The sequence below is a fragment of the Micromonospora sp. CNZ285 genome (assembly GCF_004637285.1).
Window position 1 is genome coordinate 4,811,139 of sequence record NZ_SPQD01000001.1, and the last position, 21,063, is coordinate 4,832,201.

Genomic DNA, 21,063 nt, shown 5'->3' on the forward strand with positions numbered 1-21,063 from the left:
TGCGCCGTCCGGTTCCTGCCGTCAAGTCCTTGAGGGTGGTTTTCTGGCACTCACCGCACATCACCGGTTACCCACCGGTCTCACCCGATCCCCCGCCCGGGCGAGCCCCACCTCCCCCGCCCGGCCGAGGAGCCGGCTCCGAGGTCAGGCGAGGAGGCCGGCGTCCCGGGCGGCGCGCAGGCTGGGCTTGATGCGGTGGGTGGGGCCGACCTGGGCGGCCACCGCGTCGAGCGTCTTCAGGCCCTCGCCGGTGTTGAAGACGACTGTCTCGGCGGACGGGTCGAGCCGGCCCGACTCGACCAGCTTGCGCAGCACGGCGACGGTCACGCCACCGGCCGTCTCGGCGAACACCCCTGTGGTACGGGCGAGCAGGCGGATGCCGGCGCGGATCTCGTCGTCGTCGGCGTAGTCCATCCAGCCGCCGGTACGGCGCACCGCCTCCAGCGCGTACAGCCCGGCGGCGGGGTCGCCGATGTTCAGCGACTTGGCGATGCCGGCCGGCTTGACCGGCGTGATCGTGTCGGTGTCGCCGTGCAGCGCGGTGGCGATCGGGTTGCAGCCGGCCGACTGCGCGCCGAACACCTTCCAGCCACCGGCCGGCGCCTCGACCAGCCCGATCTCGACCAGCTCGCTGAACGCCTTGTCGATCTTGGTGAGCAGCTCGCCGCTGGCCATCGGGATGACCACCTGGGCCGGGATCCGCCAGCCGAGCTGCTCGGCCACCTCGTAGCCGAGCGTCTTGGAGCCCTCGGCGTAGTAGGGCCGCACGTTCACGTTGACGAACGCGGTGTCCTCGAACTCGTCGGTCTCGACCAGTTCGCCGCAGAGCCGGTTCACGTCGTCGTACGAGCCGTCGATGGCGACCAGGTCGCCGCCGTACACGGCGGTGGTGACGACCTTGCCCTGCTCCAGGTCGCCGGGGATGAAGACGACCGACGGCACGCCGGCCCGGGCCGCGTGCGCGGCGACGGAGTTGGCGAGGTTGCCGGTGGAGGCGCAGGCGTAGCGGGTGAAGCCGAGCGCCCTGGCGGCGGTGAGCGCCACCGAGACGACCCGGTCCTTGAACGAGTGGGTGGGGTTCGCGCTGTCGTCCTTGACCCACAGCGGCGCGGTGAGTCCCAGCTCGGCGGCGAGGTTCGGGGCGGCGACGAGCGGGGTCAGCCCCGGGTCGAGCGTGACCCGGGTGCCCGGGTCCTGACCGGCGGGCAGCAGTGCCGCGTACCGCCAGATGTTCGCCGGACCGGCCTCGATCTGCTCCCGGGTGACGGTGGCGAGCGCGGCGGTGTCGTAGTCGACCTCCAGCGGCCCGAAGCACTCGTAACAGGCGTGCTGGGCGGCCAGCGGGTAGCGCGCCGAACAGGCACGGCAGACCAGGGCGCGGGCCGGGCTGAGGGTGGTGTCGATACCGGTGGCGACGGAAAGCGTCGACGTCATGTCGAGGAGTTCCTCTCATCTTTCCCCGCATCGCCGGGTGCGGCGGGGACGGAATTGGCACCTGCCCGCTGTCGCTCGTCGTCGAGCGTGCGGGTGGTTGCCGGGGCGTCGTCGGGCCGTATCCCTCAGCCCCTCTGGATGAGGTATTCAGTTGTGCCGCCGAGTCTATGCGCTGCTCACGGCCGCGCCACCTCGGGATCCCACGCTGTGGGCCGGCTCAGCGTCCGACCACCGCGACCGGGTCCACCACCGCGGCCCGGTCCACCACCGCGACCGGCTCCGGCGCCGTCGTGGTCACCGCTGCCGAGGGGGTACGGGTGACGAGGTTCGCGGCCACCAGGGCGGCGATGGTCAGCCCGGCGCCCACCAGCTCCACCGCGACCGGCCGGTATCCGCGCACGATCTGCACCGCGAACGTGGCCACCGGCACCAGGTTCATGAACAGCGCGGCATTCGCCGGGCCGAGCCGCCGGACGCCGGTGTTCCACGCCAGCACCGCGAGGACAGCGGCGACCAGCACCGCGTACGCGAGCTGCGGAGCGACGGCGACGAGGTCGGCGGCGGCCGGCGCGTGCTGGAGCCCGGTGAGGTCGGCGATGGCGCTGGCGCCGATCATGGCGATCATGCCGGCGACGGCGGTCAGCGTGGTGTAGCGCAGCGCGGACCACTCGGGGAACCGGCTCGCGCCGTGGGTGTAGAACGCCCAGCCGAACACGGCACCGATCATGAGCAGCCCGCCCCAGCCGAACTGGCCCAGTCCGTCGAGCCGGCCGCGGGTGATCACCAGGCCGACGCCGGCCAGGGCGACGAGCGAGATGCCGAGCAGTACCGGTCGCGGGCGGACGCCGTCGCGCGCCCAGCGGACGAACTGGGTGACCAGCGGCACGGTGGCCGCGAACAGCGCGATCTGCTGCGGGGCGGCGTGGCCGAGGGCGAGGTTCGTCAGCGTGTTGAACCCGGCGAAGCCGAGCGCGCCGAGGAGCACCACCTCGAGCCCGCGCCGCTGGGTGGACAGGGCGGCCACGCCCTCGCGGGCCAGCAGCAGGGCGAGCAGTACGGCGGTGGCGAGCACGTACCGGACGGTGGTCAGGTTGAGCGCGTCGACGCGGGTGAGCGCGCTGGCGAGCACGGGGAACATGACGCCCCAGCTGACCACGGCGAAGATCGGGAGGGTGGCGTGACGGGAACGCATCGCAGCTCCTATGTTCGAGTACCGTCGAACCAACGCCCCGACTCTAGGAACTTGTTCGATGGTTGTCGAACATGGGTTATCGTTGTCACATGGAGCTGCACGAACCGGAGCTGCGCGAGGTGCCCGTCACCGCCGTCCTGGCGGCGCTGGCCGACGACGTCCGGCTGCAGATCGTGCGCGCGCTCGCGCCGGGCGGGGAACACGCCTGCGGCTCGTTCGAGTTCGGTGTCTCCAAGGCCACCCGCAGCCATCACCTCAAGGTGTTGCGGGAGGCCGGCCTGACCCGCACCCGGGTCGCCGGCACCACCCGCTACGTACGGCTGCGCCGCGAGGAACTGGACCGCGTCTATCCGGGCCTGCTCGACGCGGTCATCGCCGAGCGGGACGGAGTGGCATGATCGCCGGATGCGGAGACCGGCGCGCCTGATCGGCACCCTCACCGGCGTGGCGCTGCTGACCGCCTGCGCCCCGGCGCAGGGGCCCGCCGACGGGCGCCTGCCCGACCCGCCGCTCACCGGTGCCGACCCGCTGACCACGGTGCCGCCGCGACCGGGCGCCCCCACGGCCGAGCCGGCACCCGCCGCCACCTGCTCCCCGGAGGGCATCGCGATCACCGAGCTGGGCGTGAGCGCCGCGATGGGGCTGCGGGCGATGGGCCTGGACCTGCTCAACTGCGGCGACCGGCCGTACGAGCTGCGCGGCTATCCCGCGGTCACGCTCCGGGACGCCGACGGTGACCCGATCGAGGTGCGGATCATCCCGGGTGCCGAGCCGATCACCTCCGGCTTCGACCACCCGCCCACCCGGATCGTGCTGGCCCCCGGCGAGCGGGCCGGCGCGGCGCTGATCTGGCGCAACCTGGTCACCGACGCGACGGTGCCGGCGACGAACGGCACCGGACTCGACGTCGCCCCGGTGGCCGGCCGGCCCGCATACCCGGTCGCCCTGGACGGGCCGATCGACCTCGGCAACACCGGCCGGCTGGGCGTCAGCGCGTGGGAGCGCCGGGAGCCCGGCCCGGGCGACACGCCCACGCCGGTCGCCCCACCGCCGCCCACGACGCCGCCGGTCAACCCGCTGTAGAACCAGAACCCGGCGCGGGAGCACCCCCGACCGGGATCTGGTTCGGCGCGGTCGCTCAGACCGGGACCGAGGCCGGCGCGGCGGCGGGCTCGGCCGGGACGGCGTTGCGGCGGGCCAGCAGCGCGTCGAGCGCCCAGTTGCCCGGGCCGAGCACCGCGACCAGCAGGAACGACCAGCAGAAGAGCGCGGCCAGCTCGCCGCCGTTCTGCATCGGCATCAGGTGGTGCGGCTGGTGCACCACGAAGTACGCGTACGCCATCGAGCCGGAGGCGAGCAGCGCGGCCGGCCGGGTGAACAGGCCGACGAGCACCAGCGCGCCGCACACGAGCTGGATCAGCGCCGCCCACCAGCCGGGCCAGGTGGCGAACGGGACGGCGCCGCCGGTGGCCGGATTGCCACCGAGGACGCCGAATATCGAGGCGGCGCCGTGGCAGAGGAAGAGCAGGCCGGTGACGATGCGGAACAGGGACAGCACGGGGGCCTTCAGCTGTGCCGGGATCATGGGAAACCTCCTGGTACGGGTGGCGGACGCCGTCCAGGATGGCGGGACTATTGATAGATGTTAATCGATATCTTTGCAGGCGGGACAATCTCGTGGGAACGCTCCCATGATATGGGCCGGGCGGCCCTCGCCGCGACCCCGTCCGGTCACCTCAGCTCGTGACGTCCTTGCGGGTGAAGCGCCAGAAGGCCAGACCCCAGAACAGCGTGGCGTAGACGACCGCCGAGAAGGCGCCCTTCACCACGTCGTCCGTCTGCATCGGCGTGGACAGCAACCCCAGCCAGGCGCTGCTGTAGTGGGTCGGCAGCAGGTTGCGCAGCCCGCCCAGCGCGGTGATCTGATCCAGGATGCTGGACAGGATCCACAGCAGCACCGCCCCACCGACCGCACCCAGCGCGGCATCGGTGGTCACCGACAACAGGAACGCCAGCCCGGCCACCACCAGCAGCACGACCGCGAGATAGCCGAGCACGCCGAGCAGCCGCAGCAACCCGTCGGCCGGCGCCAGCTCGGCCGAGACCTGGCTGCTCAGCGGCTTCCAGCCGTACCGGAGCGTGCCGGCGAGCAGCGCGGTGCCGGCGAGCAACAGCAGGGCCAGCCCGGAGTACGCGAGCGCGACCACCAGCTTCACCGCGAGCAGCCGGGCCCTCGGCACCGGCACCGCCAGCAGGTAGCGCAGGCTGCCCCAGCTCGCCTCGCTCGCCACCGTGTCGCCGCAGAACAGCGCCACCACCACGACCAGCAGGAACGACGCGGACACCAGGATGGAGAACAGGGTGAAGTTGAGCCCGCCCGAGGTGGCCAGGTCGGCCAGGCTGGAGAACTCGCCCCGCCCGCCGCCGTCGTCGTCCCCGGCGTCGAACTGGAACGCCACCAGGATGATCAACGGCAGCAGCACCATGAACCCCAGCGCGAGCTGGGTACGCCGGCGCGACGCCTGCCGCCGGAACTCCGCCGCGAACGGGAGCGTGGCGGAGGGCCGGTAACCGGCCGCCGCACCGCCCGCGCCCGGCGCAGACGTACCGGACGTGCCGCCACCAGGCGACGATGCCGCAGACGAACCCGCCATCACCGGTCCCCGCTTCCCCGAGAGTTCTCGCCCACCAGGGCGAGGAACGCGTCCTCCAGGCGGCGCCGGGGCACCACCCGGTCCACCCCGATGCCGGCGCGGACCAGTTCGGCCACCACCTCGCTGCGGGCGGTGCCGTTGGTGTCGACCACCAGCCCGCCCTCGGTGTCGGGCAGCACCCGTACGCCGTCGAGCCGGTCGAGCACCGTCCGCGCCGCGTCCGGGTCGCTCACCTCGAACAGCACGCTCGGCGACTCGCCGACGATCTCCTCCACCGGGCCGGACGCCACGATCCGCCCCTTGTTCACCACCACCGCGTGCGTGCAGGTCTGCTCCACCTCGGCCAGCAGGTGGCTGGAGACCAGCACCGCCCGGCCGTCGGTGGCGTACCGCTGGAGCACCCGGCGCATCTCGGCGATCTGTGGCGGGTCCAGCCCGTCCGTCGGCTCGTCCAGCACCAGCAGCTCGGGCAGGCCGAGCATGGCCTGGGCGATGGCCAGCCGCTGCCGCATGCCGTGGCTGTACTTCTTCGTCCGCCGGTGCACCGAGTCGCCCAGGCCGGCGATCTCCAGCGCCTCGCCGAAGTGCGCGTCCTCCCACGGCCGGCCGGTGGCCCGCCAGTACGCCTTGAGGTTGTCCAGGCCGGACAGGTGCGGCAGGAAGCCCGGCCCCTCGACCAGCGCGCCGATCCGGGACAGCACCGGCGAGCCGGGCACCAGCCGGTGCCCGAAGACGTAGATCTCTCCGGCCGTGGGCTGGGTCAGCCCCATCAGCACCCGCAGCGTGGTGGTCTTGCCCGCGCCGTTGGGCCCGAGCAGGCCGACCACCTGACCGGGGTGCACCTCGAAGTCGACGTCGGAGACCGCGACGAAGCCGTCCGCGTACTCCTTGCGCAGGTTGCGCACGGCGAGCGGGACGCCCGCGTACTCCGGGTGCACGGAGTCGTCCTGGCGGCGGTGCCGGCGGCGGGTGAGCAGCACGACCACGACGAGCCCGGCCACGATCGCGGCGAGCAGGCCGGCCAGCGCCCAGCGCCAGATCGTCGCGGTGGTGGGGATCGGCGTGGAGTCGACGGTGGGCAGCGTCAGCGGCCCGTCGGCGAGCGCCACCGTGTGCACGGCCGGTTCGGCGGGCGAGGCGTACGCCTGGTCCGACGTCGCCACCACGAGCCGCAGCCGGTGACCGGCCTCGACCCGCCGGACGATCCCCGGCAGCGTCACGGTGACCGGCGTGGCCGCGTCGACGGTGGCCGGCAGGCCGGTCAGGCGCACCGGCGCGACCAGGCCGGACGGCAGCGTGGCGGCGCCCTGCGGGTCGACGTCGTAGAGCTTCACGAACAGCACCGCCTCGCCGGTCGGTGAGGCCGCCCTGATCCGTACGGTCGGCGCGCCCACCACGTCGACCGGCTCGTCCAGCGGCGCCGACTCGAAGCGGGCGTGCTGGCCGGGGATGTCACCGGCGACGCCGTCCAGCAGCGAGCCGAGCGCTCCCGCGAACGGCACCGAGGAGATCGCCGCCGGGTTGCCGTTCGGCGGTACGGCGACCGGCTGCGGCGGCCCGGCGAGCGTCACCTCGCGGCGGTCCTGCCCGGCCAGGCCCGGATAGTCGGCGGTGCGGAAACCGGTCGCCACCAGGCCCCGGTCGAGCGCGTCGAAACCGGCGATCCGGGAGAACGTGAACGTGTCGCCGGGGGCCGCCCCGTCGCCCTTGACGTAGTGGTCGAGCCACTGCGCGGTCAGGAACTTCACCCGGTCGGAGTCGGAGGTGGGCCCGGAGCCGCCGTCGTGGCCGCCGGTGAACCAGGCGACCCGTACCGGGGTGCCGGCGGCGGCGATGCCCCGGGCGTTGGCGTCCGCCTCGGCCAGCGGGAACAGCGTGTCCGCCTCGCCCTGCACCAGCAGCGCCGGCGACTTGATCCGGTCCAGCACACCGGCCGGCGACGACCGGCGCAGCAGTTCGACCGCCGCCGCGTCGGCCCGGCCGGTGGTGGCGATGCGCAGGTACGCGGCGCAGACGTCGGCCGCGAAGCGCCCGCAGGACGGGTCGGCGGCGCCGGACGGCGCGCGACCGGAACCGGTACCCGGCCCGGCGCCCGGCTGCGGGCTCGGCGGGCCGGCCGACTCGGGCGCGCCCTCCGGCGCGGCGGCGGTGGCCCCGGAGAGCCCGGCCGGGCCGGAGCCGGCGTTCCCGCCGCCGCCGAAGAAGATGCCCGCCCAGCCCTTCTTGAACACCCCGTCGGTGGGCTGCCGGCCGCTGCTCTCCGGCAGGAACGCGCGGGACAGGTCGTTCCAGGTGATCATCGGGACGATCGCGTCGATCCGCTGGTCCTGCGCGGCCAGCAGCAGGGCCAGGCCGCCGCCGTACGAGCCGCCGACCACACCGACCCGGGGGTCGCCGGCCGCGTCGAGGCGGATGTCCGGGCGCCCGGCGAGCCGGTCGAGCAGCCGCTGCGCGTCCCGCACCTCGTAGTTGGGGTTGTCCAGGTGGATCTGGCCGCCGCTGCGCCCGAACCCGCGGGCGGTCCAGGTGAGCACCGCGTACCCGCGGGCGACCAGGTCCTCGGCGTCGGAGCGGACCGAGTCCTTGGTGCCGCCGAAGCCGTGCGCCAGCAGCACCGCCGGTACCCGGTTGGACGAGGAGGCGTCGGCCGGCAGGTAGAGCGTGGTGTCCAGGTCGACGGGCTCGTCACCGGAGGGCCCAGAGCGTACGGTCACCAGCGCCGACTCGGTCCGGAAGTCCCCGCCCTCCGGCCGGGCCGCCCAGACCAGCGCGGCGGCGACGAGGACGACCACCGCCACCGCGGCGACGATGCGGCGCGGATGGCCGGCCAGGGCGCGCCGGAGCCGCGCGGCGGTTGATCTCATGCGGCACACGGTACGGGCCGACGGCTGAGCATTCGCTGAGATCCGCCGTACGTCTGTCCGGTTGCGCCGATCGTCGCGTAGCGTCCGTCATCCGCCAAAGGTCCAGAGCATCCCAGCGGGACGTATTCGGATCATGTGAATTCACATCTACAGGCGCAAACCATCGTCGATGTCATTTCTCGGCAACACGATCACACGCTACGTACCTTTCGCCCTGACGCAGGGTCACCCAAAATGGACTGACGTGAAGCCGACTCATCGGCCGAGGTCTCACGCCCGTCCGGTTCGGCTACTTTTCCGGTCCGGTGCACGGGACTGCGTACGGCGACCTCCCGGGGCACCGATCGCCCCGCCGTCGCCGGAGGAGAACACATGACAGTCCCCGCGTCGCGGGTCCGTCGGCGGCCCGCCGTACCGGGCCGTACGCTCACCCTGGTTCTGGTGCTGGCGCTGCTGGCCCCGCTCGGGCTGATCTTCATCCAGGCCGAACGCGACTTCGCCGACGACCACGACCTGGTGAGCCGGGAACGGCTCGGCGTCCGCTACCTGCGCGCCCTCGGGCCGGTCACCGACACGCTGGTGGAGGCCCAGGCCATCGCCGTCGCCGAGGGGGCCGTCTCCCGGGCCTCGCTCGCCGCCGCCATCGAGGGCGTCGCGGAGGTGGACAACGCGGTCGGCGACGAGCTGCGCACCCACGAACGCTGGGCCGGGCTGCGAGCCAAGCTGGAGGCGCTGCCGGACCGCGGGATCGGTGACCCCGAGGCGGCGTACCGGGCCTACGGCGAGGCGTCCGACCTGCTGCTGGCCCTCTACCGCAAGGTGCGGGAGAGCTCCGGCCTGATCCGCGACCCCCGCTCCGACTCGTTCTTCCTCCAGGACGGCATCGGCGGGGACCTGCCCACCGCGACGGTGCTGGCCGGGCGGCTCGTCGACCTGGCCCGGCTGTCCGCCAAGCGCCCCGCCGCCGAGCGCGCGCGGGTGGGCGCCGAGCTGGCCGAGCTGCGGGTCTCCGCGCTCGGTCCCGCCACCGACCTGGTCACCGACCTGCGCTCGGCGGTGGACAGCTCGGAGAGCACCGACCTGGGCGCCAACGTGCTCACCCCGCTGGACACCTACCAGCGGTCCCTGGAGACGTTCGCCGTCTACTCGGCACCCGGCGCCGGCCGGTCCGCGCCGAGCACCGACCAGCTCACCAGCGCCGGGATCAGCGCGCAGAACGCCGCCAAGCAGCTCCGTACGGTCATCCTCGACCAGCTCGACGCGCTGCTGCGGGAACGGCTCGACACCCTGGAGCGGGACCGGCTGCTCGGCCGGATCGCCGCCGGGACGGCGGTGCTGCTGATCGCCGGCATCGTCGCGCTGCACGTGGCCGCGCTGCGCCGGGACCGCTCCCGGGCCGCCCCGGCCCGCCGGGAGCCGGCCGAGGCCGCCCCGGCGCCGACTGCCCACCCCGCCCCGCCGCCCGCCGCGCCCGAGGACGACCGCCAGCCGGTCGCCGTCGGACGCGGTGGCGACGCCGACCGGTGGAGGCCGTTCGATGCTGCTCGGTAGGTTACGCATCCGGGGCAAGCTCGCCCTGCTGGTGATCATCCCGCTGCTCAGCATGGTCGGCCTGGCCGTTCCGGTCGTCATCGACCGGGTGACCGCCGCCCGGCAGGCCGCCGACACCGCCGAGACCGTCCGCGTCGCCAGCCGGGTCGGCAGCCTCGTCCAGGACCTCCAGCAGGAACGCCTGCTCTCGATCGGTCTGCTGCTGCGGCGGGTGAGCCGCACCGAACTGATCCAGAAGTCGGCCACCGTCGACGACCGGGTCGCCGACCTGCGCGCCGAGCCGCTCCCGGCGGCCGTCCGCGACAGCCTCGACGGGGTACGCCGGCTGGAGGACGTCCGCAACGCCACGCTCGCCGGCCGGGCCACGCCGCAGCAGATCCTGACCGTGTTCGGCGAGGTCGACACCGCCCTGATCGACGCGCTGCGGCTGCCCTTCCGGGTGGACACCGACACCGCCGCCGGACGGCAGGTGCTCGCCCTGGACGCGCTGCTGCGCGTCGACGAGGCCCTCAGCTCGTGCACCACCCAGATCGTGCTGGTCAAGGCCACAGGCGATCCGCTGGTCTCCCGGGCGTTCGTGGCCTGCATGGCGGCACTCAACGTCGACAACCGGCGGTTCCGCAAGCTGATCACGCCCGAGCAGCTCAAGGTGGCCCAGCTGGACGACGCCGCGGTGGCGGCCCGGACCAGCCCGACGTTCCTGGTGGACAGCCTCCGCGACCCGGACGGCGCGATCGCGCCGGTGCCGCTGGACGTGCTGTTCCCCTCGGCCCGGTCGATGATCACGCTCGGCCAGTTCGTGGAGAAGAAGGTCGTCGCGGACGTCATCGCGGAGACCCGCGCCCGGGAACGAGAGGCGCTGACCGCGGCCTGGCTGGTCAGCCTCGCGGCGGCGGCGATCCTGCTCGTCGTGGTGCTGCTGAGCATGACCGTGGCGCGTACGGTGGCCCGGCCGCTGAGCCGGCTCACCCGCTCGGCCGAACGGGTCGCCCGGGTCACCGAGGCCGAACTGACCCGCGTCGCCGACGACGAGTCCGAGACGGTCCCCCCGGTACGCCTCGACCCGCTGGAGATCAGCGCCCGGGACGAGATCGGCGACCTGGCCCGCGCGTTCGACCGGGTGCAGCACACCGCCGCCCGGCTGGTCGAACGGCAGGTCGCCGGCCGGCGCAACGTGGCGCAGATGTTCGGCCACGTCGGCCGCCGTACGCAGAACCTGGTCGGCCGCCAGATCGCGCTCATCGACCGGCTGGAACGGCAGGAGACCGACCCGGGCCGCCTGGAGCACCTGTACCGGCTCGACCACATCTCCAGCCGGTTGCGCCGCAACGCGGGCAGCCTGGTGGTGCTCTCCGGCGCCACCGGCTCGGACGGCCACGTGGCGCCGGTCCCGCTGGCCGACGTGGTCCGGCTCGCGCTCGGTGAGATCGAGGACTACACCCGTGTCGACGTGGAGGTCCCGCCCGGCGTGGCGGCGGCGCCCGCCATCGCCGGTGACCTGGTGCTGACGCTCGCCGAGCTGATGGAGAACGCCACCTCGTTCTCGCCGCCGCACACCCGCGTGGTGGTGACCGGCGAGCTGACCGACGGCGGAGCCCGGCTGGTGGTGGTCGACCACGGCATCGGCCTGACCGGCGACCGGATGGCCGAGGAGAACGCCCGGTTCACCCGGCGGGAACGCCTCGACCTCGCCCCGACCGAGGTGCTCGGCCTGTTCGTGGTCGGCCGGCTGGCCCGCCGGCACGGCTGGAGCGTCCAGCTGAGCCACACCCCCGGCGGCGGCGTCACCGCGGCCCTGGAGATCCCAGGTGCCTCGCTCGTGATCCGCCGTCCCGAGCCGGTCGGCGTCAGCGCCGGCCGGGCCGCCGTACCCGGCGCCCGCGAGCCGGAGCCGACCGCCGTCGAGGCGCCGGCCGGCTTCGACGCCGAGCTGCTCAGCCGGGCCACCCGCAGCATGTCCAGCGGCGACCCGTGGAACGCGTTCGGCAACCAGACCGAAGGCGCGGAGCCGGCCGAGGACCAGGGCCCGCCCACCGGCGGTCCGCCTCCGGCCTGGCCGCCGTCGGCCGTACCGCCGGCGCGTCCCGGGCACCTCTCCCCACCGACACCGGTCGCCGGCCCGGCCCCGGCCGCTCCCCCGGCCGCCAGGCCGGCGACCGGCCCGACGATGACGCCGCCGGTCACCCACCCGGCCCTGGCACCGACCACCGGTCCGGCGCTCGCGCCACCGTACGGTCCCGGGATCGCGCCACCGCACGGTCCCGGCATCGCGCCACCGCACCGCCCGGGGCTCGCGCCGCCACCGGGTGGCGCGCGCCCGCCGGCGCCGGCCGGGTCACCCCCGGCCATGCCGGCACCGACCGGGCCCAACCCGGTCGGCCCGCCCGCCGGCCGCCCCGGCACCCGGTCGCCGATCCGGCAGCGGGTGCCCGGCGCGAACCTGCCGGCCGCCCCACCCGCCGGACCGGCCGGACCGGCCACCGGCGGGCCGCTGATCGGCGTACCGGCGGATCCGTCGAGCGTCCGAGCACTGGTCGAGGCGTTCCAGGACGGGGTACGGCGGGCCGAGGGCGCCGTCGATCCCACGCCCCCGGCGACGGAACGGCCCCGGCTCAGCCGCCGGGTGCCCGGCGCGAACCTGTCCGTCTCCCCGGCACAGTCCGCGCCCCCCACCAGTTCCGACCCCGGCGACCCCGTCGAGGTCCGCAACCGGATCAGCGAATTCGAGGCGGGCGTCGCCCGTGCTCTGCGCGAAGTCAGTACCGACCGCCGCTACGAAGAGGACCCATCACGGTGACCAGCCCCTTCCTCCACGAGAACGTCGAACAGAGCACCACCGGCGACCTCAGTCCCGAGGCACGCACCTTCAACTGGCTGCTCGACTCGTTCACCTCCAGCACCGCCGGGGTGATGGAGGCGATCGCGGTCTCCTCGGACGGGCTGCTGATGGCCATGTCCGCGATCAAGGACCGGTCCAACGCGGAACGGCTCGCCGCCGTGGTCTCCGGCATGACCAGCCTCGCCGGGGGCGCCGCGAGCTGGTACGCGCTCGGCGCGCTCAACCGGGTGATCGTCGACATGGCCGAGGGGTACCTGCTGATCAGCGCGATCAGCAGCGGCTCGGTCCTCGGCGTCGTCGCCGACCGCACGGCGAACCTGGGCACCGTGGCGTACGAGATGACGCTGTTCGCCGGACGCGCCGGCGGCGCTCTGAGTCCGCGTCTGATCGCCGAGCTGAAGAACGCCGTACAGCAATGATCCCAGGGGCCGCCGGCGCGGACCCGGAGCCGGAGCCCGGCGTCCGGATCCGCCCCTTCCTGAACGCGTCCGCTCCGGTGCCGGAGCCGGACGCGGGCGACGGGGAGCCGACCGGCCCACGCCCCTTCGTGCTGACCTCCGGACGGGTGGACGGTGACCCGGCGATCGGCCTGGAGACCCAGGTCACCGCTCGTCCGGGCAGCACCTCGTGGGCGGTGACCGCCCGGTTGGCCCCGGAGCTGGCGGCGATCGTCGCGATCTGCGCCGAGCCCGTCTCGGTGGCCGAGATCTCCGCCCGGACCCGGATGCACTTCGGGGTGACCCGGGTGCTGGTCGGCGACCTCCGGGCCGCCGGCCATCTCGACGTGCACGTCGCGGACGTCGACGACGCCCTCGATCCCGACATCATCCTGCGAGTGATTGATGGACTTCGTGCGATCTCCTGAATGGCCGGCGGCCGCCACGGGCGGGCCGGCCGCGAACAGCGCCCCGAGCCGCTACGGCGGCCCGGCGCCGCTGATCGGCCGGGCCACGCCGCCCCCGCCCACGCCGCCGCTGCCGTACCTGCCGCCGGGTGTGCCGCCGGCCGAACCGGCCCCGATCGTCAGCCGGGTGCCGGCGCCCCGGCCGCCGATCCCGGTCAAGATCCTCATCGCCGGTGGCTTCGGGGTCGGCAAGACCACCACCGTCGGCGCGATCTCCGAGATCGCGCCGCTGACCACCGAGGCGGAGATGACCACCGCCGGCATCGGCATCGACGACCCGGGCGGGGTCGCCGGCAAGACCACCACCACCGTGGCCATGGACTTCGGCTGCGTGACCATCGACCGCAGCCTGAAGCTCTACCTCTTCGGTACGCCCGGACAGGCGCGCTTCGGGTTCATGTGGGACGACCTGGCCCGGGGCGCGCTCGGCGCGCTCGTGGTGGTGGACAGCGCCCGGCTCGACGACTGCTACCCGGCGATCGACTTCTTCGAGCGGTCCGGGCTGCCGTTCGCGGTGGGTGTCAACGCCTTCGACGGCCGGCTGGCCCTGGACCTGCCGTCGATCCGCTGGGCGCTGGCGATCGGTGAGCACGTGCCGCTGGTGCAGTTCGACGCCCGGGACCGCCTCTCGGTGCGGGACGCCCTGCTCGTCGTCCTGGACCGCGCGCTGGACCGGGCCACCCGATCCCGGGCAGGCTGAACCGGCAGTCGTTTCGATCCGTTGTCTGGCGAAGGGGTGGACGCCATGAGAGGTGATCTGGACGAGACACTGGCCCGGATGGCACGGCGCGAGGAAGCGCTGCGCCGGCGGGCGCCGATGCCCGGCGAGCCGGCCGGGACGCCCGAGCGGGACGTACCCGTGGAGGCGGCGGACGAGCCGGGCGACGGGCGGGCGGGGCACGGCGCGTACCGGCTGCGCGGTGGTGAGGCGCCGGCGCGGCGTGACCCGGTCGAGGAGGTCGCCGAGGCGGTCCGCCGGGTGGTGGCCGAGCACCCCGGGCTGGCCGTGACGCTGCGGGTGGAACTGGGCGAGCAGGCGTACCCGCTGCGGGTCTCCTGGTCCGGCACGGCGGTGACGGTGGGCCCGGCGGCGCCGCCCGCGCCGCCGCCGGCGTGGCCCATGTCGGTGAAGACGGTGCCGGCGCCCGGCCACGACCCGCTGGAGTCCGACCCGGCGGCCCGGCTGGCCGAGATGATCCGGCGCGACCCCTCGCTGCTGGACGATCCCGGCCCGCGCTGACCGGCACCCGATGATCGGGGCGGCTACTGTCGGCGGGTGGCCGAACCCGACCTGACCCTGACCGCGACGCTGCGGCCGGCCGCGCTCGACGCCCGCCGCGGCGTGGTGCGCCTGCATCCCGAGGTGCTCACCGCGCTGGCGCTGCGCCCCGGCGATCCGGTCCGCCTGACCGGCCGCCGGGTCACCGCCGGCATCGCGGCCGCCGCCGAGCCGAGCACCAGCGGCGCCCTCCTGCACGCCGACGACCTGCTGCTGGGCAACCTCGGCCTGCGGGCCGGCGGCCAGGTCACGGTGAGCCCGCTGCCGGCGGCCCCGGCACGCCGGCTCACCCTGTCCGGCCCGGCCGCTGTGGTCGCCGCGGTCCCGCCGGAGATGCTGCGGCTCGCGCTGCTCGGCAAGGTGGTCACCGCCGGGGACGACGTCTCGCTGCTGCCGCAGGACGTGCTGCCGGACGCCGCCGTGCGCGGCCTGATCGAGGCCGCGCGGCGCAGTCTGGCGAGTTCCGTCGGGTACGCCTGGACGAGCACGCTGCTCACCGTCGTGTCGGCCGAACCGGCGGTCGGCGCGCTCGTCACCATGGACACGGTGGTGGGCTGGGAACACGGTCCCGCCACCCGGGGTTCCGGCCCGGCGTCCTCCGCCTCCACCGCACGCGTCTCCGCCCCCGCCACGCCGCCCGGGACGGAACCCGACGGGGACCTGCTCGGCCCGGAGGACGCGCCCGACGTGGACGAGCTGCCCGGCCTGCGCGCCCAGGCCGAGGAGCTGACCGAGCTGCTGGACCTGGGCTTCCACCACCGTGAGGTGCTGGGCCGGCTCGGCACCACCGTCTCGCTCGGTGTGCTGGTGGAGGGCCCGGCGGGCTCGGGCAAGTCCGCGCTGGTGCGTGCCGTCGCCGCCCGGGTCGGCGCGGGCGTCCGGCCGCTCTGGGCGCCGGAGCTGGCCGCGCTCAGCAATGACGCGGCGGCCCGCCAGCTGCGCGAGGCGGCCTCGGCGGTACGCGCCGGCGGACCCGCCGTGCTGCTGGTCACCGACGTGGAGTCGATCGCCCCGGCCGACGAGCCGGGCCCGCTGGCCACCGTGTTCCGCCAGGTGGTGGCCGAGACGCTGCGGGCCGGTGCCGCAGTGGTGTGCACCAGCGGGCGCCCCGAGGCGGTCGACCCGGCGCTGCGCGGCCCGGACCTGCTCGCGCTGCGGATCACCGTGCCGCTGCCCGACGCGGCGCTGCGCCGGGAGCAGTTGACGGTGCTGACCCGTGAGGTGCCGCTCGCCGGTGACGTCCGGCTGGACGAGGTGGCCGCCCGTACCCCCGGGTTCGTCGCCGCGGACCTGGCGGCGCTGGTCCGCGAGGCCGGGGTACGCGCGGCGCTGCGCCAGAAGACGGCGGAGACGCCGACGGTGGCGATGGCCGACTTCACCGCCGCGCTGGAGGTGGTGCGGCCGACCACGATGTCCGCGTCCACGCTGGAGCTGGCGTCGGTGACGCTGGACGACGTGGGCGGGCTGCACGAGGTCAAGCAGACGCTCACCGAGTCGGTGCTGTGGCCGCTCACCTATCCGGACACGTTCGCCCGGCTGGGTGTGACGCCGCCGCGCGGGGTGCTGCTCTACGGTCCGCCCGGCTGCGGCAAGACCTACCTGGTGACCGCGCTGGCCGGGTCCGGGCGGGCGAACGTGCTGTCGGTGAAGGGCGCGGAGCTGCTCTCGAAGTGGGTGGGTGAGAGCGAACGGGCGGTCCGGGAGCTGTTCCGCCGCGCCCGGCAGGCGGCGCCCACGCTGGTGTTCCTGGACGAGGTGGACGCGCTGGCCCCGGTACGCGGGCAGGCCACCGACGGCGGTACGACCGACCGGGTGGTGGCGGCGCTGCTGACCGAACTGGACGGGGTGGAGGCGCTGCGCAACGTGGTGGTGGTCGGCGCGACGAACCGCCCCGAGCTGGTCGACCCGGCGCTGCTGCGTCCCGGCCGGCTGGAACGGCTGGTCTACGTGCCGCCGCCGGACGGTCCGGCCCGCACGGAGATCCTCCGCGCGTCGGCCCGGGACGTCCCGCTCGCGCCGGACGTGGACCTCGACGCGCTCGGCGCCGAGCTGGACGGCTTCTCCGCCGCCGACTGCGCCGCGCTGATCCGGGAGGCGGCGCTGGCCGCCATGCGGGAGTCGCTGGAGGCGAGCACCGTGACCGCCGCGCACGTCGAGGCGGCCCGGAACCGCGTCCGCCCGTCCCTGGACCCGGTGCAGCTCGCGCACCTGGAGTCGTACGCCGCCGGCCGGTCCTGACCGGTCAGCGCTCGTCGCGGCGGCGGGCGGCGGGGCGGCGGGGCCGCTCCGGGACCCGGCGGCGGCGCTCGGGTTCACGCTGCCCGCGTGCCGTCCGGCTGCGGGCACGCTCCGGCTCGGTCAGGACCGGCTCGTCGGCGTACTTGTCGTCGTCGAAGTCGTTGCCCTCGTCGTAGGCGGCGTACTCGTCGTCCGCCGGCCCGGCCTCTCCCCGCTCCTCCCGCAGCGCGGTCTCGTGGTCCTTGACCACCTGGGAGTCCTCGATCTCGCCACGCCAGCCCTCGACCGCGTCCGGGTCGAGCACGGTCCGGGTCATCACGTGCCGGACGAAGTGCTTCAGCTCCAGCCGGACCCGGCGGCCCTGGGCCCGCCACAGGTTGCCGGTGTGCTCGAAGAAGCCCTGCGGGTGGTACTCCAGCACGACCAGGATCCGGGTCAGCTCCGGGCCGACCTCGTGGAAGCTGACGGTGCCGTCCACCGAGCCCTTCTCGCCCTTGGACCGCCAGTGGACGAGCCGGTCCGGGATCTGCCGGACGATCGTCGACTCCCAGCTCCGGTGCGACCAGAGCACCTGCGCCTTCCAGGTCATCTTCTCGTCGGCGTCGCAGTCGGCCTGCTCGACCTTCTTCATGAAGCTCGGGAAGTCGCCGAACGTCGTCCACTGGTTGTAGGCGACCCGGACCGGCACGCCGACCTCGATGGTCTCGACGATGTTGGTGACCTTGAGCTTCTGGCCGCCGTCCCGGCCACGCCTGCGGCCGAACGCCGCCATCAGCTTCTCCTTACCGCCGGCCAGGCCGGCCTGGAACATGGCAGTCACCGGCGAGGCACCCTCGGCGAGCCGTTGCGCGCCGGTGGCGGCGGCGACCAGGCCCGGGTCGCCGCCCCGCTTCGCATACTCGCTCAGCCGTCCGGTGGTATCGGTGACCCGGTCGGTGACCACCTGCACGGCCCGCTCGCCGAGCGCGGTGGCGAGGTTGCGCAGCTCGCCGCCGATCTGGTCGCGGGCCCGGTCGGTCAGGCTGCCCGTCGCCACGGCTCACCGCCCCCGATCGGCTCGGGCGGGCACCGGCGCGGCGGGCTGGTCGTCCAGCTCCTGCTCCTCGTCCGGCGCGGAACGTTCGGCGCCCGGCCCGGAACGATCCTTGTTCGGCCCGGACTGCTCGGCGTCCGGCCGGCCCGCGCCGGTCTTGCGCCGCAACGCGCCGGCACCCTCCCGCAGTCGCCCGCCGATGGCGTCGATGCCGTTGCCGGCGGCGGCGGTTGCGGCCGCCCGGCCCGCGGCCACCAGCGGCGGTGCCAGCCCGCCGAGGTTGCGCAGCTGCGGGTTCGCGGCCATCAGGTCCGCGCCGAGCTGCTTCAGGCCGCCCGGGCGCCGGCTGGCCCGCCCGGCGGCGACCGCCGCCGCGAGCGTCAACGCGGTACGCATCTTCTTCCGGCGACCCAGCAGGTAACCGAACCCGACGGCCAGCGCCACCCGTGATCCGCTCTTCATCCGCTCTCCTCCGCGCTCCCCGGGAAGTCGGGTCCCGGAGACGCGGGCAGTACCCGTCACCCCCTCGGCAAAACACTTCCGTGCGAGCACGAAACCGCCCACCGAGGCAGCTCTGAGCAGGAGAAACGTGAATCGGGACCGAAACGGGTCAGCGGATCGGCAGGGCTGAATCCAGGGACATCCGGGCGTGCAGTCGTCCGTCCTCGGTACGCAGTTCCGCGCCGCATTTGCGCAGCACCGAGATCGCGCCCGCGTTGTCCGGCGTGGTGTCCGCGACCACCGTGTGCATCCCGGCCGCGGCGGCGGCGTGCAGCAACTGCCGCAGCGCGGCGGCACCGAGGCCCCGGCCGCGCGCCGACCGGCCGAGCCACATGCCGGTCTCCACGGTTCCCGGCTCGTCCCGGCGGGTCATCCGCACCATGCCGACGACCTCACCGCCGGAGACGATCGCGTACATGGCGGTGCCGGTCGGGCCGTTCAGCCCGCCGAGGTTGGCGCGGTGGAACTCGCGGAACGCGTCACGGCGGGCCAGCGACCAGCCCGCCGGGGCGTCCACCGGAGGCATGACATCCTCCGGTTCCGCCTCAGCCGCCGCTACGGAGAGCAACGGTTCCAGGTTCCGTTCGTCCACCGGCTCCAGCCGTACAGCACCCGTCACGTCGCGCAGTCTGCCGCGCGTGGTCCGGGCCGTCCACCCCTTTGGGGAGGGATTGCCGCTATGGCCGACCGCCTCGTCCGGTCGTACCCCCGGGGTGTTCCCGCCTCACGCTGCGTTGTCATCCGACCGGTCGTTCCGGCGTGAGCGTGGTCACGGCCGAGGGTCGAACTCGCAGAGCACCGCCGACGCGTCGTCGGTGCGCTTGCGTCGCCGCAGCCGGTCCGGGTGGTCCCGCTCGGCCACCCGGACCCGGTCGATCAGCCCGTCCGGGCCCTCCACCGTCAGCACCTCCAGCAGCCCGGCCCAGTCGAACAGGCCGAACTGGTCGACAGCGCAGGAGGCGCCGTCGCTGAGCAGCGCGGCCCGCCGCAGCGCACCCGGACCGCGCAGCGGAAGCGTCCCGGTCAGCGCGTGGTACGCCGCGTCCGGGTCGCTCGCCGCCGCCCAGTAGCCGTGGGTGCGGTTCATCCGGGTCCGCTGCACAGTCGTCGCGCGCCGGAACCGGGTCGCCGGGTCGGTCTCGCCGTCGGGCAGCGCGGCGGCGCTGCGACGCAGGTCCGCCACCGCGTCCGCGAGCCGGTCGTCGGTGACCACCTCGATCCCGCGGTCGGTGTCGAGCACCAGCGGGCTGTCGCAGAGCACCAGGTAGTCGACCCGGTCGCCGCCGGACCGGAGCAGGCACACGGTCGACGACGGGGTGCCGGGATGGTCGAGGTCGCACGTCCCGCCGTGGTCGGCCCGTACCGCGAGGATCGCCGCCGCGAGGCTGCTCATCAGCGTGGCGGCGGGACGGGCCGCGACCGCCAGGCCGATCCGGGCGGCCAGGTGGCGGACGTACCAGGCGGGGCCGTGCGCGCAGCCGGTGTCGAAGCCCTCGGGCACCGTGGCCCCGTCGAGGACGCCGACGAGCGGGCCGAACCGGAAGACCACGTCCTCGTTCTCCGGCCGGCCGGGGGCCGGGTCGGAGGCCGAACGCACCCGCATCACCGGCGCCTGCGCGGCCGGGCGGGCCGGGCTGCTGCCGATCGCGTACCTGCGGTCTGGTGCCCCCATCGTCGGCCTCCGTTCGTCGTCGCCGGCCGCCTACCCGGACCGCGCCGGGTCATCCGCCGCCGACCCCGATCGTGGTAACCGTGCGTCATCTTCCCCGGACCTTCGGTAGCGTCGAACGCGACCGGGTCGGTCCCGGTGACAGGGGGTACGAGATGTTGGAGCGGTTGCACGAGGGCGGCATCCGGGCGGAGCACGCCTACCTCGCCGGATTCGTCAGCATCGGCCTCTCGGTCACCAGCTGGTTCCTCTCCAAGCACATGGAGCGCGCCGGGGTGGCGCGGGCGGACCGCTGGGGCATCTTCATCGGCGAGTGGGCGCCGACGTTCTTCGCCATCGGCAACGGGCTGCGCACGTACGAGAAGTGACGCCGGTCAGCGACGCCGGTTGCGGGCGCGCGACGACCGCAGCCGGCGCAGCCGGCCGATCAGCAGCGGCTCGGCGGCGAGCGCGGCCGGGTGGTCGAGCAGGGCGTTGAGGAGCTGGTAGTAGCGGGTCGCGGAGAGCCCGAAGGTGTCCCGGATGGCCTGTTCCTTGGCGCCGGCGTGCTTCCACCACTGCGCCTCGAAGGCGAGGATCCGCTGCTCCCGCTCGGTGAGGCCGGCCGGCGTCGTCCCTTCAGCGGCCGCATCTGCCGCGTCTGGACCGGCCTGCTCGACCGGCGCGGTGGACTCGACGGGCGGCGAGGCGGGCCCGGCCGCGGCGGGCTCGGCGGGCCGGGCGGACTCCGACGGCTCCGACGGTGCGGTGGACTCGACCGGCGGAGCGGTGCGCGGTGGCGGAACTGCCCCGCCCGCGTGGCGCGTACCCGCTGCCGGGCCGGACCGGTCGACGGCGGCCCGCTGCGAGGCGTCGGCGGACATGGCGCTCCTCTCCGACGGCGGGTGACCGGCACGCGGAGCGCG

General features: G+C 74.6%; 20 protein-coding genes and 1 riboswitch. Of the genes, 10 read left to right on the plus strand and 10 right to left on the minus strand.

The annotated features are described in order from the left end of the window. Nucleotides 1-144: 144 nt before the first annotated feature. Both thrC and CLT75_RS21935 read right to left on the minus strand, forming a co-directional pair. On the minus strand, nucleotides 145-1,434 hold the full coding sequence (gene thrC / locus CLT75_RS21930; protein WP_135242253.1) for a threonine synthase: 1,290 nt from the start codon (nucleotides 1,432-1,434) through the stop codon (nucleotides 145-147). A gap of 12 nt (nucleotides 1,435-1,446) precedes the next feature. Then, nucleotides 1,447-1,579, minus strand: a riboswitch (SAM riboswitch). A gap of 72 nt (nucleotides 1,580-1,651) precedes the next feature. After that, nucleotides 1,652-2,626: a DMT family transporter gene (locus tag CLT75_RS21935; RefSeq protein ID WP_135242254.1), complete on the minus strand. Its 975-nt coding sequence runs from the start codon at nucleotides 2,624-2,626 to the stop codon at nucleotides 1,652-1,654. An 89-nt stretch (nucleotides 2,627-2,715) separates the two neighbouring features. Here CLT75_RS21935 and CLT75_RS21940 point away from each other — a divergent pair, with 89 nt between their 5' ends. Then, entirely contained in the window at nucleotides 2,716-3,024 is a 309-nt protein-coding gene (locus tag CLT75_RS21940) for an ArsR/SmtB family transcription factor (RefSeq protein ID WP_135242255.1), read from the plus strand. 7 nt (nucleotides 3,025-3,031) lie between these two features. After that, nucleotides 3,032-3,709, plus strand: a complete 678-nt coding sequence (locus CLT75_RS21945; RefSeq protein WP_135242256.1) for a DUF4232 domain-containing protein — start codon at nucleotides 3,032-3,034, stop codon at nucleotides 3,707-3,709. Nucleotides 3,710-3,764: 55 nt separating this feature from the next. Here the strand turns inward: CLT75_RS21945 and CLT75_RS21950 are convergent, their stop codons facing one another. The 3 genes from CLT75_RS21950 to CLT75_RS21960 form a co-directional block, all read right to left on the minus strand. Continuing rightward, nucleotides 3,765-4,211 carry a DoxX family protein gene (locus CLT75_RS21950; RefSeq protein ID WP_135242257.1) on the minus strand — a complete coding sequence of 149 codons (447 nt, stop codon included), beginning with the start codon at nucleotides 4,209-4,211 and terminating at the stop codon, nucleotides 3,765-3,767. Nucleotides 4,212-4,362: 151 nt separating this feature from the next. Beyond that, entirely contained in the window at nucleotides 4,363-5,280 is a 918-nt protein-coding gene (locus tag CLT75_RS21955; protein WP_135242258.1) for an ABC transporter permease subunit, read from the minus strand. After that, on the minus strand, nucleotides 5,280-8,144 hold the full coding sequence (locus tag CLT75_RS21960) for an alpha/beta fold hydrolase (protein WP_135242259.1): 2,865 nt from the start codon (nucleotides 8,142-8,144) through the stop codon (nucleotides 5,280-5,282). Before CLT75_RS21960 ends, CLT75_RS21955 begins: the two co-directional genes overlap by 1 nt. A 372-nt stretch (nucleotides 8,145-8,516) precedes the next feature. Here CLT75_RS21960 and CLT75_RS21965 point away from each other — a divergent pair, with 372 nt between their 5' ends. The 7 genes from CLT75_RS21965 to CLT75_RS21995 are packed head-to-tail and all read left to right on the plus strand — an operon-like array spanning nucleotide 8,517 to nucleotide 16,955. Beyond that, nucleotides 8,517-9,695, plus strand: coding sequence for a hypothetical protein (locus CLT75_RS21965; RefSeq protein ID WP_135242260.1), 1,179 nt, complete (start codon nucleotides 8,517-8,519; stop codon nucleotides 9,693-9,695). After that, on the plus strand, nucleotides 9,682-12,492 hold the full coding sequence (locus CLT75_RS21970) for a nitrate- and nitrite sensing domain-containing protein (RefSeq protein WP_135242261.1): 2,811 nt from the start codon (nucleotides 9,682-9,684) through the stop codon (nucleotides 12,490-12,492). Before CLT75_RS21965 ends, CLT75_RS21970 begins: the two co-directional genes overlap by 14 nt. Beyond that, complete coding sequence (locus CLT75_RS21975) at nucleotides 12,489-12,953, plus strand: roadblock/LC7 domain-containing protein (protein WP_013288866.1); 465 nt, start codon at nucleotides 12,489-12,491, stop codon at nucleotides 12,951-12,953. Before CLT75_RS21970 ends, CLT75_RS21975 begins: the two co-directional genes overlap by 4 nt. Continuing rightward, nucleotides 12,950-13,399 carry a DUF742 domain-containing protein gene (locus tag CLT75_RS21980; RefSeq protein ID WP_018787957.1) on the plus strand — a complete coding sequence of 150 codons (450 nt, stop codon included), beginning with the start codon at nucleotides 12,950-12,952 and terminating at the stop codon, nucleotides 13,397-13,399. The genes CLT75_RS21975 and CLT75_RS21980 overlap by 4 nt, the downstream gene beginning before the upstream one ends. Further along, nucleotides 13,377-14,138: a GTP-binding protein gene (locus tag CLT75_RS21985; RefSeq protein ID WP_013288868.1), complete on the plus strand. Its 762-nt coding sequence runs from the start codon at nucleotides 13,377-13,379 to the stop codon at nucleotides 14,136-14,138. The genes CLT75_RS21980 and CLT75_RS21985 overlap by 23 nt, the downstream gene beginning before the upstream one ends. 45 nt (nucleotides 14,139-14,183) lie before the next feature. Then, nucleotides 14,184-14,678: a hypothetical protein gene (locus CLT75_RS21990; protein WP_135242262.1), complete on the plus strand. Its 495-nt coding sequence runs from the start codon at nucleotides 14,184-14,186 to the stop codon at nucleotides 14,676-14,678. A gap of 36 nt (nucleotides 14,679-14,714) precedes the next feature. Continuing rightward, entirely contained in the window at nucleotides 14,715-16,955 is a 2,241-nt protein-coding gene (locus tag CLT75_RS21995) for an AAA family ATPase (protein ID WP_135242263.1), read from the plus strand. A 4-nt stretch (nucleotides 16,956-16,959) separates the two neighbouring features. Here CLT75_RS21995 and CLT75_RS22000 read toward each other — a convergent pair whose 3' ends face one another. The 4 genes from CLT75_RS22000 to CLT75_RS22015 all read right to left on the minus strand — a co-directional run bounded on the left by CLT75_RS22000 (nucleotide 16,960) and on the right by CLT75_RS22015 (nucleotide 20,161). Then, the gene (locus CLT75_RS22000; protein WP_135242264.1) at nucleotides 16,960-17,991 is read right to left on the minus strand and encodes an SRPBCC family protein; all 1,032 of its coding nucleotides are present in this window, start codon (nucleotides 17,989-17,991) and stop codon (nucleotides 16,960-16,962) included. A gap of 3 nt (nucleotides 17,992-17,994) precedes the next feature. Beyond that, nucleotides 17,995-18,450 carry a hypothetical protein gene (locus CLT75_RS22005; protein ID WP_135242265.1) on the minus strand — a complete coding sequence of 152 codons (456 nt, stop codon included), beginning with the start codon at nucleotides 18,448-18,450 and terminating at the stop codon, nucleotides 17,995-17,997. 148 nt (nucleotides 18,451-18,598) lie between these two features. Then, nucleotides 18,599-19,108: a GNAT family N-acetyltransferase gene (locus CLT75_RS22010; protein ID WP_135242266.1), complete on the minus strand. Its 510-nt coding sequence runs from the start codon at nucleotides 19,106-19,108 to the stop codon at nucleotides 18,599-18,601. 150 nt (nucleotides 19,109-19,258) lie between these two features. After that, a complete protein-coding gene (locus CLT75_RS22015) occupies nucleotides 19,259-20,161 on the minus strand; it encodes a hypothetical protein (protein ID WP_135242267.1) in 903 nt (300 codons plus the stop codon). Nucleotides 20,162-20,313: 152 nt separating this feature from the next. Between CLT75_RS22015 and CLT75_RS22020 the strand changes: the two genes are divergently transcribed. Continuing rightward, nucleotides 20,314-20,526, plus strand: coding sequence for a hypothetical protein (locus tag CLT75_RS22020; protein WP_013288875.1), 213 nt, complete (start codon nucleotides 20,314-20,316; stop codon nucleotides 20,524-20,526). Between the two features lie 6 nt (nucleotides 20,527-20,532). On the opposite strand, the gene CLT75_RS22025 is transcribed toward CLT75_RS22020, so the two are convergent. Continuing rightward, nucleotides 20,533-21,021 (minus strand): DUF3263 domain-containing protein, encoded by a 489-nt coding sequence (locus tag CLT75_RS22025; RefSeq protein ID WP_135242268.1) that lies wholly within the window; start codon nucleotides 21,019-21,021, stop codon nucleotides 20,533-20,535. Nucleotides 21,022-21,063 lie beyond the last annotated feature (42 nt).